Source organism: bacterium, assembly GCA_029210965.1.
Lineage (GTDB): Bacteria > BMS3Abin14 > BMS3Abin14 > BMS3Abin14 > BMS3Abin14 > JALHUC01.
In genome coordinates, this window is sequence record JARGFZ010000024.1 from 1 (window position 1) to 16,160 (window position 16,160).

The 16,160-nt window shown below is 55.1% G+C and carries 13 protein-coding genes; 2 read left to right on the plus strand and 11 right to left on the minus strand.

Translation table 11 applies throughout. The features are described 5' to 3' along the window. Positions 1–844: 844 nt before the first annotated feature. Complete coding sequence (locus P1S59_09700; GenBank protein MDF1526524.1) at positions 845–2,056, plus strand: ATP citrate lyase citrate-binding domain-containing protein; 1,212 nt, start codon at positions 845–847, stop codon at positions 2,054–2,056. Then, entirely contained in the window at positions 2,053–3,885 is a 1,833-nt protein-coding gene (locus tag P1S59_09705) for a citrate/2-methylcitrate synthase (GenBank protein MDF1526525.1), read from the plus strand. The genes P1S59_09700 and P1S59_09705 overlap by 4 nt, the downstream gene beginning before the upstream one ends. Positions 3,886–4,329: 444 nt before the next feature. Here P1S59_09705 and rpe read toward each other — a convergent pair whose 3' ends face one another. From rpe to P1S59_09760, 11 genes are all read right to left on the minus strand, one after another. Then, positions 4,330–5,004, minus strand: a complete 675-nt coding sequence (gene rpe / locus P1S59_09710) for a ribulose-phosphate 3-epimerase (GenBank protein ID MDF1526526.1) — start codon at positions 5,002–5,004, stop codon at positions 4,330–4,332. A gap of 259 nt (positions 5,005–5,263) precedes the next feature. After that, positions 5,264–6,214 carry a PASTA domain-containing protein gene (locus P1S59_09715; protein ID MDF1526527.1) on the minus strand — a complete coding sequence of 317 codons (951 nt, stop codon included), beginning with the start codon at positions 6,212–6,214 and terminating at the stop codon, positions 5,264–5,266. Positions 6,215–6,614: 400 nt separating this feature from the next. Continuing rightward, positions 6,615–7,988 (minus strand): 16S rRNA (cytosine(967)-C(5))-methyltransferase RsmB, encoded by a 1,374-nt coding sequence (rsmB, locus tag P1S59_09720; GenBank protein ID MDF1526528.1) that lies wholly within the window; start codon positions 7,986–7,988, stop codon positions 6,615–6,617. Beyond that, positions 7,954–8,754 (minus strand): DUF116 domain-containing protein, encoded by an 801-nt coding sequence (locus P1S59_09725; protein MDF1526529.1) that lies wholly within the window; start codon positions 8,752–8,754, stop codon positions 7,954–7,956. Before P1S59_09725 ends, rsmB begins: the two co-directional genes overlap by 35 nt. Before the next feature lie 127 nt (positions 8,755–8,881). Next, on the minus strand, positions 8,882–9,811 hold the full coding sequence (fmt, locus tag P1S59_09730; protein MDF1526530.1) for a methionyl-tRNA formyltransferase: 930 nt from the start codon (positions 9,809–9,811) through the stop codon (positions 8,882–8,884). Beyond that, positions 9,811–10,320: a peptide deformylase gene (gene def, locus P1S59_09735; protein MDF1526531.1), complete on the minus strand. Its 510-nt coding sequence runs from the start codon at positions 10,318–10,320 to the stop codon at positions 9,811–9,813. Before def ends, fmt begins: the two co-directional genes overlap by 1 nt. Positions 10,321–10,528: 208 nt before the next feature. Continuing rightward, the gene (priA, locus tag P1S59_09740; GenBank protein ID MDF1526532.1) at positions 10,529–12,691 is read right to left on the minus strand and encodes a primosomal protein N'; all 2,163 of its coding nucleotides are present in this window, start codon (positions 12,689–12,691) and stop codon (positions 10,529–10,531) included. Further along, complete coding sequence (locus P1S59_09745) at positions 12,688–13,254, minus strand: hypothetical protein (GenBank protein MDF1526533.1); 567 nt, start codon at positions 13,252–13,254, stop codon at positions 12,688–12,690. The genes priA and P1S59_09745 overlap by 4 nt, the downstream gene beginning before the upstream one ends. Continuing rightward, positions 13,251–13,778, minus strand: a complete 528-nt coding sequence (locus tag P1S59_09750) for a helix-turn-helix domain-containing protein (GenBank protein ID MDF1526534.1) — start codon at positions 13,776–13,778, stop codon at positions 13,251–13,253. The genes P1S59_09745 and P1S59_09750 overlap by 4 nt, the downstream gene beginning before the upstream one ends. Further along, on the minus strand, positions 13,775–14,713 hold the full coding sequence (locus tag P1S59_09755; protein MDF1526535.1) for a P-loop NTPase: 939 nt from the start codon (positions 14,711–14,713) through the stop codon (positions 13,775–13,777). The genes P1S59_09750 and P1S59_09755 overlap by 4 nt, the downstream gene beginning before the upstream one ends. Next, on the minus strand, positions 14,713–16,023 hold the full coding sequence (locus P1S59_09760; protein MDF1526536.1) for a DUF1015 domain-containing protein: 1,311 nt from the start codon (positions 16,021–16,023) through the stop codon (positions 14,713–14,715). Before P1S59_09760 ends, P1S59_09755 begins: the two co-directional genes overlap by 1 nt. Between the last annotated feature and the right edge of the window lie 137 nt (positions 16,024–16,160).

Sequence of the window (16,160 nt, forward strand, 5' to 3'; positions counted from 1 at the left end):
GTGCCATTCCCATTTATCCATATTTGCCACACAGTTAGCTCACATCTCATCACCATCATGAATAATGCGGGCTAGTACCTATTATTAAAGATGGATTTACGGCAGCGGCGTCTTTTGGCGCCGCTGCTTTTTTTTGTAAGGAAAGGGAAATCAACGCTTTTCCCTTTCCTTGGAGCGAAAAGTCCCGGATTGGACTTTTTGCGACTCTATTATAATTGAGCCATGAATAAAAAAGTTCCGGATTTCAGGTCCGCGGAAGAGGAAAAGGCCTGCTGGGCGGAAGCTGGTTCGATTGATGAAGCCGGCATCAGGGAGGACCGCGCCAGACCCCTTTTTTTATCCTCCTGCCGTATTTATTTTGGTTTTTCTCATCTTTTTCTGAAGAAAAGTCCAAAAGTCGCTAAAATAATAAGAAAAATAGCCGCGATCTCATTTTTCCCACCAATATAGAGGATCAGGGCTGATCGGGTGAGCCATCAGCGGCACAGCAGGCCGCCTTACCTGTGTAAGTGTTTGATATTAAAACGCTTTAATCGTGCCACCATTGGCCCATGTGTACAAATATAATGTATTTTATGTAAAATACCGTATACTGTACTTTACTTGCCCACCCCCGCCATGCCTCTTTCCCATCCTAACCATATGAAATAAAAGGGAATATTAACAGACTCCCGTCCCATGTCGGGATAGTTCCCGGGTGGTCTGTCCCTGCCGGATGTGTAATTTATGGCACAAGGCTTGCTGGCTACCTGTTATGCCCGATCAGTAACCCCCGGTTCCGGAAGGCTGGGCCGTGGGGATCCCGAACAATGGGGGAATCAGTCACAGGTATCGGAGGCAAGTAATGGGTAAAGTAGTAGAAGGGCACAGCATGAACCTGATGTCCAAGTGGGGAATTACAACTCCCAGGTATGTGGTGTCAAACTCCCTGGAAGAGTTTGACACTATGAGTGAGAAACACCCGTGGCTGGAGGACTCCCGCCTGGTGGTCAAAGCCCACGAAACCATCGGTGGCCGCGGCCTCCTGGGCCTTGTTAAAATGTGCACCGATCTCAATTCCACCAGAGATGCCATTGAGGATATCCTTTCCTACGACCGGGACTCGATCACAATTAACCAGGTGATCGTGGAGGAAAACGTCCCACACAGCCGGAAAAGAGAGTTCTACGCCTCCGTTATTTCCCGTAGGGAGGGAGTGGAGCTTCTTCTCAGTCCCAAGGGCGGCGTCAACGTTGAAAAAAACTGGAATAGTGTACGTAGCCTGAAAATTTCAACCGGTGCCGCAATTGATACAAGGGCTCTCGAAGAGTTTGTAGGCCAGGCGGGGTTCGATTACAGGTTCCGCAGCCTTCTCGGGGAGTTTCTGCAGCGGCTGCTCACCATGTTTGATGGAGAGGATGCTACCTACCTGGAAATCAACCCTTTTACAATCCTCCGGGGGTGCAAGAAGGTCGTTGCCCTGGACGCGGTACTCGACCTGGATGAGTCTGCCAGGTTCAGGCACCCGGATTGGAAATTCGGGTTCTCATCCGGCTTCGGCCGCTCCATGAGCCATGCGGAGAGGAGCATCCAGGAGATAGATGAGCAGGTAAAAGGTTCAGTGAAGTTCATCGAGCTTGATGGTGATACAGCCCTGCTTCCGGCAGGGGGCGGAGCCAGTGTGTTCCTGGCCGATGCTGTCGTTCGGGCCGGCGGAACCCTTGCCAACTACGCTGAATATTCAGGAGACCCCCCCGATTGGGCCGTAGCGGCTCTCACCGAACGCGTCTGTGCAATCAAGGGGATCAAGCGGATCATTATCGGCGGAGCCATTGCCAACTTCACCGACGTCAAGAAGACCTTTGCCGGAATAATCCAGGGACTGCGCAAGGTGCGCAGCTGTGGTCAGCTGAACGAATCTGTTTCCATCTGGGTTCGCAGGGGAGGCCCCAACGAGGTTGAAGCGCTCCGGGAAATGGGGAAGATAAAAGACGAAGGGTTCAGGATCCAGGTGTTCGATCGAAAAACGGCCCTCACCGATATCGTGGACATGGCTTTTGCCGAGGAAGTGGTATGAGCATTTTGACCCATAAGGACGATCAGGTCCTTATACAAGGTGGCCCTGCCGGGGTGAACGCTGCCCGGTGCATGGCCGAGTTCCGTTATCTCATCGGAGAACCTGTCAACGTACCTGCTTTCGTATATCCCCCCGATGCGGGGAAAACGGTGGAGGTACCCTATGGAACCCAATATGTGTCCACTCCAGTATACGGCACGGTGACCGAGGCGGTTAAAATGCATCCGGAGATCAACACCAGCCTGGTGTACGTAGGTGCCGACCGCGCCGGTGATGCGGCGGTGGACGCATTGGATGCGCCCAACATAAGGCTGGTGAGCATGATCACCGAAAGCCTGCCGGAAAAAGATGCCAGGCTTCTGCTCAAGAAGGCCCGGGATACGGGTAAGATCTTTAACGGACCCTCCTCCATCGGGATCCTTTCCGGCGGGGAGAGCCGCCTTGGAGTCGTAGGCGGGAACTATGAGAACCTGGTTCTGGGAGAACTGTACAAGTCGGGGTCTTTCGGTATCGTTACCAAGTCCGGTGGGATGCTCAACGAGATCATGTGGATTGTGAGCATGCACGGGGACGGTGTGAGTACAGCAGTGGGCCTGGGGGGCGATTCCTTTCCAGGTATGACCTTTGTGGATTGCCTGGAATTGTTTGAGAAGGATCAAGGGACCCACGCGGTCATCATGGTTGGGGAAACAGGTGGTACCCTGGAGGAGGAAGCAGCCTGCTGGTATGCCAGTGAACCGAGGCGTATAAAGATCATCGGGATGGTGTCCGGGTTCTGCCAGGAGGTCCTTCCCAAAGGGATGAAATTCGGCCATGCGGGTGCCAAGGCGGGTCCCAAGGGCGAAGGTGCGGCCGAAGATAAGAGGAAGGCCTTTGAGCATGCAGGCTTTCTCGTGCCTGAATCCTTCAACGAAATGGGCCGGATGATCGCCGATATCCATAAAGACCTGATCAACTCAGGAAAGGTCAAGGTAAAGAAGAGGCGGTCCGCTGAAAAGGTACGCCCTCTGCCCAAGACTGTTGGGCAAGCGGTGTCTGACGGCGATGTCCTGGCCGAGCACATGATCACCTCTACCATCTGTGATGAACGGGGCGAGGAGCCCCTTTACTCCGGTTACCCGGCATCGGAACTGGCCGCCAAGGGTTATCAGATGGAGCACGTGGTGGGCCTTCTCTGGCTTGGCCGGCTGCTCACCAGTCAGGAAGCTGCGGTGGTGAGGAGGATACTAATACTCACCGCGGATCACGGACCTTGTGTCAGCGGAGCTCTGACCACGATCATTGCCTCTTCGGCTGGCATCCCCCTGGCCCAGTCCGTGGCGGCGGGGCTCCTCATGATCGGCCCGCGCTTCGGCGGTGCTGTTACCGATGCGTCAAAATATTTCAAGTACGGCGTCGATGAGAACATGGAGGTTGAAGAGTTCCTGGCCCACATGAAGGAACATGTGGGACCGGTGCCGGGTATCGGCCACAGGGTCAAAAGTCTGAGCAACCCCGACAAAAGGGTCCAGAGCCTTTTAGAGTGCGTCCGGGAGCAGGGTTTTCCAACGCCTGTTCTGGACTTTGCTCTTGCGGTAGAAAAAAGGACTACACGGAAAAAAGAGAACCTTATTCTCAACGTGGACGGGGCCATGGGTGCCGTCCTCACCGATATGGGCTTCCCCCCGGAGGCCCTCAACGGGTTCTTTGTTCTGGCAAGAACGATCGGATTCACGGGACACTGGCTGGATCAGAAAAGGCAGGGCAGCAGACTGATACGGATGTTCAAGTGGCTGGTGCGCTACGCGACCCCAGGAAGGAGAACGGTACCGCCACTCGAAAGCCTTTAGAAAGCAGGGGAAAATTAATCAGACACGGAGACACGGAGACACGGAGACACGGAGACGCGGAGGGCGTGAGAGGGAGAGTGGGGGTGGGGGAGAAAAGGCTCGTGTATCTATGTATCTACGTATCCAGGTATCAAAGTAACACCCTAAACCTGCCGCGCGAAAGCGTCCAACGTGCCGAAGGTAAAACCTCCAGGATCGTCCTTTCGGACAACCACACCGCACGCAGGTGCGATTCCCGGAATGACGTTGGTGGAGGTTGCCCCAAGCTAAGATTTCCTCCGCCTGCCTCCCTGTCTCAACGTCTCCGTGGTGAAAAAACATCGCCTTTTCTTTAGTCACGGGCCTTTCCCCAGACTGCCGGTTTCCTCTGCGTTAAAACAAGGTCGCATTAATAGCAATCGTGTTTTCCCCTTCCACCTTCCACCTTCCACATTCTACCTTTAACTATACAACTGCCGCCTTTTTCATCCTTTTGATGACATCCTCGTAAGGGGGATTCCCGAAGATGGCAGACCCTGCCACCAGGATGCGGGCACCGGCGCTGGTTACCTCTGCGGTGTTATCCGGGCCAACCCCGCCGTCCAGCTGAATGGGTATCGGTTTGCCCGCTTCGTAAAGCATGTTGGAAAGATCCTGGAGTTTCTGCATGGTGGACGGGATGAAGGCCTGGCCGCCAAAACCGGGGTTAACGCTCATAATGAGGATGTAGTCAAGGTCGTCAAGGATGTAGCGAAGCCCCTCGATGGAAGTGGCCGGATTAAGGACGACACCGGCTTTGGCGCCTTTGTCCCGTATGAGAGCCAGGGTCCTTTGAAGGTGTCCCGGAGATTCCAGGTGAACGCTGATCATATCCACCCCTGCATCAATAAACGGCTGGATAAACCGGTCAGGTTCCTGGATCATGAGGTGAGCGTCAAAGGGCAGTTCGGTGCAGCTGCGGATCTTTGCCACAACCGGTGGCCCGAAGGTGATGTTGGGGACGAAATGGCCATCCATGATGTCGAGGTGGATAATATCTGCCCCGCCCCTGTCAATCCTGGCGATCTCCTCGCACAGACGGCTGAAGTCAGCGGAAAGAAGGGAAGGGGCTATTTGAATACTGTTCGGGTCGAGAATCATATATTCCTCACATTGAAAGGGTCAGTACCCAGTACCCAGGAGTCAGTAGTCAGTAGTAATACATACTTATTTTTCAATCACTAGTTCTTGGTCCTTCCACAGTAAAATCACAAGGTGCCAGTGATTATCAGCGGTACTATGGATAGTTGGTTAATTTGATCTTCTCCTGGCTCCCGGATGCCGGCTCCTGACTCCTACTTTACCTGAGCACTCAGCACCTAGTACTTAGCACTACAAAGGGCGCCAATGCCACCCTTTGTTACGGTACCTTTCGCTCCTCAAGAAATACTTCATCCACATAGACCTTGAGTACTCCAGGCGATGAGACGACCACAGGTATAGATACTGAACTTCCCGGCCCGATGGTGTCTTCCCAGACAGTTCTTTCGTTCCCATTGATTTCAAGGACCAGGGTGAGAGTTCGGTCCAGGAGCCCGAAGGGCACGGTGTGATGATAAAGGATCACTTGTGAGGGTTCTGCCGGTCCCTGCATTTTTGTCACCGTCAGGTGGATGCTCTGACCTTCCACAACGGCACTGCCCGGAGGAGGGGTCAGGGCTGCAACTGTGCCTGGGGGAACTTTTTCATCTACGATTTCCATAATTCGCCCTGACCGCATGTTCCAGTCCCTTATCCGGGAAAGGACAGTTTCCATAGGCAAGCCGGTCATGTCGGGGAGAAGGTAGACGGCAGGTCTTGGCCCGTCGCTGAGCAGAAGATTGATACTGTCGCTGCGCGGAACAAATTGACCTGGTGGAGGCGACTGGGTGATAACCAGACCGGGGAGGACCTCTTCAACATGGGTGCGTCCGATCTTGCCAAGAGTGAGGCCCGCCTGGGCCAGCTGCAGCTCGGCTTTCCGAAGAGTGAGGTTGGTGAGGTTCGGGATGAAGACAGATGGTGTGCCCTGGCTCACCACGACGTAAACGATACGGTTTGCTTTGATCTTCGTGCCGGGCAGGGGATCCTGAGATATGACGTGTCCAGGCGGCGTGCCGAGGTCGTACCCGGTTCCCTTTACCCGCAGGCCCAGCTGATCCCTGCTTGCAAGTTCCAGCGCTGCGCGAAGTTCCACTCCCTCAAGAGCGGGAACAGTCACCTCTCCGCCTTGCGTAAGGAAGGTGAAGGCCACCCATGCGGAGAGAAAAGCCACCACCACCATGCCCGCGGCGAGAAGGAGTATCCTTATGGCAAGGCCGGTACGGGTCATGGGGGGATTATCCCTTTCGAGAAGGCAGAATGCAGAATGTAGAACGCAGAATAAATCCCATTCATAATCGATTCATAGGTGTTTTGGAGGATGTTGTCAAAAAAAACAGGAGGCTGAACAGGGAAGGAGGAAGGAGGAATAATACGCCTTCCCTCGTCCTGTATCCTTCTGTTTTTCGCCAGGTCGCTCAGTCGCTCATTCTCTTTGTCGGACTGTTTTACCCAGCTTACCGGTTTTCTCAGTGACCTCCGTGACTCTGTGGTGAAAAACATCGCGTTTATAGAAACCGTTCCTTAACCAGGACTTAAGCCTTCCTCCACCCGTCGCCAAGGCTATGGGTGGCAAGCTGCGTCCGAAGCCTGTCACGCCAGAGGCGTGACGGCCTCTGCGTTAAAATCCTTTATTTCTTTTCCATCAGGCATGCGTAAAATCCGTCACAATCGTGCAGGTGGGGCCAAAGCCGAAGCTCTCCCCTGTCGGAAAAAACATTCTGCCGCAAGTCGGGGTATTTCTCTCTCATGTCGAGGCGGTCCATATCCGCCGATCCGGCCAGAAAGCGGTCCACGACCTCTTCATTTTCTTCCTCGAGGAGAGAACAGGTGGTGTACAGCAGGCGCCCCCCGGTTTTGAGGCTGCGAGTCATGGACACCAGGAGGTCCTCCTGGACCGCTGCTATCTGTGAAATAGTTTCGGGATCCTTTTTCCACTTCCCTTCAGGGTGTCTCCGGAGAACGCCGGTACCGCTGCAGGGTACGTCCAGCAGGATGCGATCAATAGTTTTCTCCGCCAGTGGAGATGCGGCTGTGCCAAGGTCGGCAGTTAAATACCTCACGTTGCCGACACCCAGCCTTTTGAGGCTGTCGGACATCATATGGACCCTTTTGTAACTCCTGTCCGCGGCGATGATCAACGCCTGTTCTGATGTCAGCTGGGCCAGGTGTCCTGTCTTCCCTCCAGGAGCAGCACAAGCGTCCAGGATCTTCTGGCCTCGAGCCGGTTCGAGCAGCCCGGCAATGAGCTGGGCGCCCTCATCCTGAACCGTACACAGCCCCTCCTTGAAAGGTTTGAGCTCCCATGGCGGGGTACGAGCCTCAAGGACGATGGCCGTTTTAGACAGCTTCCCCGGTTTTACCGTTACCCCCTGATCCTCCAGGTCTTTCATCAGTTCGTCTCTGCTGATCCGGGAGGTATTGACCCGCAGAGTTAAAGGTGGTGTCCGGTTAAGGGCCTGCAGGATCTGTCTGGTCTCCTCCACACTTTTAAAACTCAACAGGCGTTCTACCAGCCACTGGGGTGTGGAGGTGGCAAGTTCGATATGTTTTATGGGATCGTCATCCAGGGTCGGTATTGGTGAGGATCCCTTGTCTGCAATTTTCCGAAGGATCGCGTTGACGAGGGATGAGAACCTTCGATGTCTGGAGTCCTTGATGATCTGTACAGTTTCTTTGACAGCTGCATGAGCCGGTATCTTGTGCAGATGGATAAGCTGATAGGCACCCAGCCGGAGAGCAATGAGAACAGGACCGGGAAGGACAAGGTCAGGACGGTCCAGCTTACTTTGAATGGTATGGTCAAGGAAAAGCAGATGACGGACAGTTCCTTGTGTCAATTCGGTAACAAGGGCCTTGTCCCTGAGGTCAAGCCTGGCACCATGGAAATAACTGTCGCGAAGAGCTTCCAGGGCGTCACTGCCGGCCTCCCAGGCCAGGAGGATCCGCCAGGCTGCCTTTCGTGCTCCCTCAGGAGACTGAGGTTTGCCCGGTTTCTTTTTCACTGGCAAAGGAATGCTCCGACATGAAGGTTTCGAGGGCATCGTTGACCTTGTCTACATTAACGCGAGTATTGATGCACGGCCCCTCGGGTCGCCGGATAAGAACACCAATTACCGGGATGGGATAGGTGTCCACAATACCGCTTGTAAGATCGCGCTCGCAGGCCACCCCGACAATGAGTTCCGGGTTCTTTTCCACTACCACTCTTCTTGCGAGGGACCCGCCGGTGGCCACTGTCATCTCGATCCCGAGGCGGTCCGCCATCTTCGTCAGTTCGTTGAAATCGCACTTCCCGCACTGGCGACAGTTGTTCACGGACACGGTGATCCTGTAAGGGCATATGTCTCTCTGGACACAATGAGGCAGGAGAATAAGGATCCGTTTCGGTGGTGCCTTGAAGGAGCTTGATCTCACCAGGTCGTTATTGATCTCAATGAAGGACCTTCGAATATCGTCTTTGGGGATACCGAGCAGCTTGCCCACACTCATGATGACGGGCAGAAGGTACCGAACGAGTATGCCCCTGAGCCATTTGGCACCCCAAACCTCTCGCCCTCTGAGGATAATGGCCACCAGAAACAGAATTCCGAGGGTGAATACCACCATGATGAAGCCGAATGCCCAGCCCCAGAAAACAGAAAGGCTTTTACCGAAGTTCTCATATCCACTGGACGGTATGTACCAGAGGATGAAAAGCCCCAGGGCAAAAACGATTTCCAGGCTCAGCAGGAGTCCGATGAAAAGTCTTTTACGGGGTTTAATTTTCATAGGGTCAGAACGCAGAACGCAGAATGTAGAACGTATAATTTATAAACAAGATGTTCTGCACTCCCTGCACCAGGTTTATCGAATTTGTCTTTGCCTTTTCGCACATACGCACTCACGCTCCACGCACTCACGTGCCGAGAATTTCCCCGACCTCGACTGTGTATCCGGCGAGAAATTCCGGGATGGACATTTCCCTTTTCCCTTCCGGTTTAACAGCGAGAACATCCAATGTACCACTGCCGCAGGCTACCTGGATACCATTGGTTCTGGTGGCGATGATGGTTCCCGAGGTTGCCTGGTTCAGTTCCTCCAGGGCTCGTGCTCTGGTAATGAGCAGCCTGCTGCCGGCCCTGGTGGTATATGTACCCGGCCAGGGCGAGAAACCCCGGATCCTGTTGGCGATCTGTCCTGCTGTGAAAGACCAGTCAATAAGGCCGTCTGCCTTGGTTAACAGAGGTGCGTACGTTGCCTGGGAATTGTCCTGCGGGACGGGAGGAAGCTCTCCCTGGTAAAAGCGAAGCAGGCCCTCACGCAGGAGCTGGGCCCCTATTTGTGCGAGACGAGCTCCCAACTCTCCCGCAGTTTCCTCGCTCCCTATAGCGGTGGTTTTTTGCAGAAGGATGGGGCCTGTGTCCATCCCCTCATCCATTTGCATCAAGGTCACCCCCGTCTCTTTAAAGCCCCTGGCAATGGCCCATTGGATGGGGCCGGCTCCGCGCAGTTCCGGGAGGATGGAGGCGTGGATATTGACACACCCCATTTTGGGTACCGTGAGGATGTTGGGGGGAAGTATTTTTCCGTAAGCCACGACCACAGCGATGTCAGGTTTGAGTTTGCGCAGGATCTCCTCGATCTCCGGAGTCCTGAGAGAGTTCGGGGTCATGGCCTCGATACCCCACTGCCCAACTTCTCGGGATATGGGGGAAGCAGTCATTTTCTGACCGCGGCCGGAAGCTTTAGGAGGCTGGGTGAGGACCCCGACGATCTGGCCAATGTCTCTTGAAGCGTGGAAGGAGGGGATAGCCAGCTGGGGACTCCCCATAAAAAGGATCCGCATCAGGATATTTGCGCCTTCATTTTTCGTGCCTGTCGATGGTAAATTTGGCGCCGGATGGCTGAAGTATGGTCAAGGAGCAGGCGTCCTTCAAGGTGATCCATTTCATGTTGTATGGCTACCGATAAAAAGTCCTCAGCGGTCAGCGTCTTTTCTTTGCCTTCCAGGTCCTGGTACTTGACTTCCAGAACCCGGGCTCTTTCAACTTCCACCGTGAATTCCGGGAGACTCAGGCAGCCCTCCTCGAAAGCGATCACTTCGGAAGAGTTCACGATTTCAGGGTTGAGAAAAACGATTGGATCCTTTTCTCCCAGGGCAACACCAACATCCACAACAATCATTTTCAGGGAAACGCCAACCTGTGGGGCGGCAAGGCCGACACCCGGAGCTGCGTACATGGTCTCGAGCATGTCCTCGGCCAACTTGTTTAGTTCAGCGCCTCCCGGCTCGGCAGGTTTGCATTCCCTCCGAAGGACCGGATCTGGATATGTTCTTATGGATAAAAGGGGCAATAAAACCTCCAGTGAACCGTGAACAGTGAATGGTGAACAGCTAACAAAAAGGGAGACACACCTCTGTCTCCCTCCTTATTTATCATAACTCCTGATTGGGTCAAGTCAACGCCTGGCTACGGAACGCAGCCAGGCGAGTTTGAGGTTTGAAGTTTGGGGTTTGAAGCTGTTATTCTACGTTCTGCATTCTGCGTTCTACATTCTGCCTTTAAAGCAATTGCACCGGATCCACCCTCGTCGTCACGCGCACTCCCGGCACATCCACCTTTCTTGCCGCGTGCAGTACCTTCACCAACTCCCCATGGTTTTTGGTCAGTACCAGAATGTGCCACCGGTAGCGGTTGCGTATCTTTACCAGGGGTGCGGGAGCGGGGCCGAGAATGCGGTTGTTTTTACTCGTCGGCAGCTGTCCGGTGAGAGTGAAGGCGGCACTTGTTACCTTTTCCTCGTTGGAGCCGTCCAGAATGATCCGTCCCATACGGCCAAAGGGTGGATAGCCGAGCATCCTGCGCGTTTCGATCTCCGCGCCGTAAAAGGCTTCGTGGTCACCTGAAAGAGCCGTGGTGATGGCGTAGTGGTCCGGTGTAAAGGTCTGGATCACAACCTTGCCGGGCCGCTCGCCCCTCCCGGCACGTCCGGCAACCTGGGTGATGATCTGAAAAGTCCTTTCGCCAGACCTGAAGTCGGGGAGGTCGAGGGCCTGCTCCGCGCTGAGGATCCCGGCGAGGGTAACGTTGGGAAAATCGTGGCCCTTGGCAAGCATCTGGGTACCCACAAGGATGGTGGTCTCACCGGAGTCCATCCGGCGGTAGATCCCTTCCAGGGCGCCCTTTTTCCCAAGAGCGTCCCGGTCCAGACGGTCCACCGCCACACCCGGAAAGAGCTCCTTTAATCCCTTCTCCACTCCCTGGGTCCCTGTTCCAACGGGTCCCAGTTTTCTGCTTCCGCAATCGGGACATTGGTCGGGAGGGTCCTGTTTGTGACCGCAATAGTGGCAGACAGCTTTACGGTTGGCGTGAAAGGTGAGGGTAACGCTGCAGTTGGGGCAGGGCACTGTGTGGCGGCAATCGGGACACAGGAGAAAGGGGGCCAGACCTCGCCGATTTAAAAACAGCATGGCCTGTTCGCCCCTCTCGATAACCCCGGTCAGTTCATCCCGCAGGGCCATGGAAAGGGCAGGATGGTCAAAGTCTGTCTGGGCCGGATCGGACATGTCTATCAGGATGAGATCAGGGTCTGCGGCCGGGGTAACGCGATAAGGAAGGAGAGCAAGTTGGTACTTGCCTTCACTGGCGTTGTACCATGACTCGAAGGATGGAGTGGCTGAACCCAGGACCACCGGAATCTTTTCCAGTTGCCCTCTTTTCACCGCAACATCCCTGGCGTTATAGTTTGGGGTGTCTTCCTGGCGGAAAGAAGTATCATGTTCTTCATCCACGATGATAAGTCCAAGGTCCGGGATGGGAGCGAACACTCCCGAGCGGACTCCCACCACCAGCTTGGCCTGACCTCTCCTGACTGCCTCCCATGAGTTGGTTCTTTCAGCGATGGACATGCCGCTGTGAAGGGTCGCGACCTCTCCCGCTGCCACACCTTCAAGCCGCGAGACCAGAAGCGGGGTCAGGGAGATCTCAGGCACAAGTAGAAGAACACGTTTCCCCAACCCGATAGTATGCAGTGCGGCCCTGAGATATACCTCCGTTTTGCCGGACCCGGTCACACCCTTCAGGAGGATGACTTCAAAACGCTCTTCACTCACACCATCCGAGATACGGCCAAGAGCCTCCTCCTGGGGGAGGGTCAGTTTCCCAACGGCGTTTTCCTCGCGTCTGTAGCTGTTGGAAGGGATGGTGTTTGTAGGGGCAGGGGACAACGCGGGGGCCATAAGACCTTCCGAAACTGCTGCCTCCAGCTGTATGGAGTCGAAGCGCTCTGTGAGCATGGTCGATGTCCGCGGTCCTCTTTTGAGAGTCTCGAGTATTTCCCGGTGAGGTGATTTTTCCTTCTCAAGGGCCTGACGGCCAGGTTCGGTGAGGACGAACTTGGGACCCTTTCCGGAGACCCCGGAAGGGGGGAGGGCCAGCCTCAGCAGCAGGCCTCCGGGACTCTGGTAATAGGATGCCGTCCATTGGGCAAGATCCACAAGCTCAGGGGAGAGGGAAGGGCCCTCGGAAAGGGCAACGATACTTCGCGTTGGAACGGGTGAGGATTCGACAAGCTCGACGACAACGCCCGTCATGGTCCGTTTTCCAAAAGGAACATGGACGATGCTGCCTCGTGTGATTTGGCCCGCAAGGTGGGCGGGCACTTCATAGTAAAACGGGTCCTCCACAGGTCGCGGAAGAGCAACCCGGACAAAGATGGTGCTCATGGTCCGTCGCTGGACGCTATTGCGGGCAGCAGCCGTTCTACGAAAATCAGCTCATTGTCTCGCCAAACCTCTGTCCTGGAAGGGTATTTGGTTTTTTCAGAGAGTTTAACCATGTCAAGATACAGGTAGGCCGTGCCCAGTCGTTTTTTGGACAGGATCTCTATCTTCAGGGGTAATAGCTCATCCTTGCTGATCCACAGTCGTTCACCCACACCCTCCAGGATAAAGCAGACCTTGCCGTCCAGGCGTCCCATAGTCACTGATGCGCTTTTGGACGTGACTGTGGAGAGGATCTTGGTGAGTTCTTCCGTGGGAAGGGTCAGCAAGGCGTAAGGCAGGTCCAGGGCAGTCTGGAGGCTTTCAGTGCTGCCCGGTGTTGCCGGCACAGCCAGAGTTGTCTCCTCTATAAATTCCCCGTCCGGCCCCTCTCGCACAACCATGGCCTCAACAGGATCGGCCCTTCGAAGTGCCGCCTCCATTTTGATAAGGATCTCGGGAGCAGTGGGTGTGTAGGCAAGGGCGGCCGCTCCCAGGGTCCATGCGAGCAATGAACGCAGGATCACTCTTCCTCCTCCTCAAGCAGTTCAAGGTAGGCAGCGGCGGTGGATTCAGGGCTCGGGAGGCCGAGGACCCGGGCAAACTCAAGCACGAACCCTCTCAGATAAACAGGCGCAGGCAGATCTCCCAACCGTTCATTTTCTATGTGCTCAAGGTAGGTTGTGCGGATCCGGGTCCTGGCGGCCACATCACGGAGTGTGAGGCCAAGATCCTCCCTGCGGCGTTTCAGGTAGGTCCCGATACTTTCACCTGGCTCAGGAGGGACTGGCGCTGCTGCATTTTCCGGGGAGACGGGAGCTTCAGGGGTTGATAATCGGGAAGTGATCTCCCTGGAGATCCTCATGTACGCCCGTTCGATTTTGTCGAGCATCTCCTCCCTTTCCTCGCCTGTCATCAGGCTATACGTGGCCAGGGAGCCTTCAGCGTAAAGAGCCTTCATTTTGTGGTAGGCGCGCCGTGCCTCCTGGGGTGTGGGGTTCTCATCCAGGTCGAGAAGCAAGTAGTCCTTGCTCAGTGTATTCTGACTCAAGCTGAACCGTCCCTGACCCCGAGGAGGTTTTTGACGATGGAGTGGATCGCTCTGGAGAAGGCTGATAAAGGGAACGAGTCAACAGCCGCCTTCCGGAATCTCACAGCTTCCCTTAATGAATCGTCCGCATCAATGTGCCCCACGCTGCGGATGCTGATGCCGAAATAATCGTGGCATGCCTGAACGATTTCGGTCCCCAGTTCGTGGTCGTCGTGCCTCCTGGCCTGGTTGACGATAATATTGGGTTTAAAGCTCCTGGCTTCCTCTTCGAGTATGTGACCTGCCTCGGGGTTGATCTGGAGCACGCTGTTGATAAGGGTCCTGGGTGACTGGATACCTCGTGCCACTTTCTCTTCCATGGCCTTGTCAATGGCCGCCGCCACCCCGGATCTCCGTGTGGCTTTTTTGAGCTTTCTGTAAAAGGCGGCCTTGATGAAATGGTATGCGTTTTCCACCGAGGTGGGTTCGGGAAGGACCACAAGGATCCCCTCGTCCGCGGAGAGGAAAAAGTCCAAAGTGTTAAAGGATGATCCGGAGCCAAGGTCCAGGAGAACATAATCTACATCAAGGGAGGTGATGTGGCGGATGAGCTTTTCCTTCTGACTGAATTTGGGATTTGCCATCTCAAGTAAAGCTTTGGACCCGCTTATAAAGTGAAGGTTCGGGTAAGGTGTTGGAACCATCGCCTCGGCCAGCGTCTCGACCTTCCGGCTGAGAAAGTCCGTAAGGGAACGATCTGGATCGGGGATCCCCAGAATTGTGTGCAGATTGGCGCCGCCCAGATCCAGGTCCATGGCGACACAGCGCTTGCCCTGTTTGGCCAGGGAAATAGCTGTATTGGCAGTGATGACGGTCTTCCCTACGCCGCCCTTGCCACCTCCTACTGCCCATATTTGAGGTAGGGGGTTGTTCATTTCAAGGTTCAGCTTTTCCATTACCTCACTGAGCCATGGTCGTAGAATACGAGCCCGCTGAGGAGTTTCGGGTAGAAAAATGTAGACTTCTGGGGCATGCGTTCTTTCTCACCGGTAACCGCCACCAGGTCATCCATCCCGGTTGGCGGCATCACTACCAGAAGCTGGCCTCCGCTCCTGGCGCGGTCCATCGCCTGTTCGAGATCCTTGAAATATTCCAGGTGCTCCTGATGGCTGATCTGCTCGGATGTCATGCCCAGGCACTCCTTCATGAGAAACTGCTCGGCCAGTGTGACCTCCAGCCTCCGCACAGGAGCGGAAATCTCCGGCATCCTGGCTGCCAGATCAACATCATCCCGAAGCAGAGCCCGGCGGAAACTGTTGGTGGCGGGATCGTAGAGGATAAACCCGCGGCCGCCCAGATCAGACGGCGCAGTTCCCGATCGGATGCTTCTTTCTTCATCACCATCCAGCGCATCGAGGGTGAAAGAGGGTGAGAGGCAATCCAGAACCTTCTGGAAGTCATAGTTGTCAAAGCTGTGAATGTGGCGATGGGTAGGAAGAATAGCGAGGCCCGGATCCTCCATTCCAACCAGGGCCATCATGATGAAGTTGTAGCCTTTTTCCGGGCCGGGATCCGGGTCCGCCACGGCCATCTCCCCGGCATAGGTAAGAGCTGTTTCGTAGCGGTGGTGCCCGTCAGCGATATAAAGGTTCCTGTCTTCAAGTTGCTCTGAAATGGCGCTGATAATTTCGGGTTCCACAATGACCCAGAGCCGCCGTTCGATCCCGTCCTGATCGGTGATGTCTATGGCAGGGCTGGAATTGAAGACAGGATCGAGGGTAGATCGTACGGAGGAGGCGTCTCCATCAAAGAGGGTGAATACCTGGCTCAGGTTGCCCCCGAAGGCTTTCATGATCCGGAGCCGGTCTTCCTTGGGTCCCTGGTGGGTCCTCTCGTGAGGGAAGATGCGTCCGCTTTCGAAGGGCTCCAGACGCACCCGGCCGATGATCCCCCAGCGTTTATAGGGGGTCTCCTCTCCCGGAAGAAGGAAAGAATCCTCGATGAGATAATAACAGTGCACAGGGTCGGTGATCAGGGTTCCCTCTTTGATCCAGCGGCGCATGGTGGCCGCCTCTTCATCGTAGTCGCCAGGGGCGGAAGGGTCAGAGCCAAGGATGAGGCGGACGACGTTGAGCGGGTCCCTGGCAAGGAGTTGGGCATGCTGCTCCTTGTCTATGACATCGTAGGGCGGAGCCACTACGAGGGAAAAATCATTTACGGCTTCCGGGTTGTAACGAACTCCAGGGAAGGGTTTGATCTCGGGCAATGGGTACCTCCTGAGGGGAAAGGGTCCATACAAAATGACATGAAAGGGAATCTGTGGCAAGAGCGGAACGCTCTAATGAGCGTTCCGCACGAGTGTAAAGTGTAGAGTGCAGGGTGTAGAGGCAGGCCTTTAAACAT

Coding starts and splice junctions, on each gene's coding strand:
- P1S59_09700 (MDF1526524.1), top strand. CDS start 845: ATGGGTAAAGTAGTAGAAGGGCACAGCATGAACCTGATGTCCAAGTGG.
- P1S59_09705 (MDF1526525.1), top strand. CDS start 2,053: ATGAGCATTTTGACCCATAAGGACGATCAGGTCCTTATACAAGGTGGC.
- rpe (MDF1526526.1), bottom strand. CDS start 5,004: ATGATTCTCGACCCGAACAGTATTCAAATAGCCCCTTCCCTTCTTTCC.
- P1S59_09715 (MDF1526527.1), bottom strand. CDS start 6,214: ATGACCCGTACCGGCCTTGCCATAAGGATACTCCTTCTCGCCGCGGGC.
- P1S59_09725 (MDF1526529.1), bottom strand. CDS start 8,754: ATGAAAATTAAACCCCGTAAAAGACTTTTCATCGGACTCCTGCTGAGC.
- fmt (MDF1526530.1), bottom strand. CDS start 9,811: ATGCGGATCCTTTTTATGGGGAGTCCCCAGCTGGCTATCCCCTCCTTC.
- priA (MDF1526532.1), bottom strand. CDS start 12,691: ATGAGCACCATCTTTGTCCGGGTTGCTCTTCCGCGACCTGTGGAGGAC.
- P1S59_09755 (MDF1526535.1), bottom strand. CDS start 14,713: ATGGAAAAGCTGAACCTTGAAATGAACAACCCCCTACCTCAAATATGG.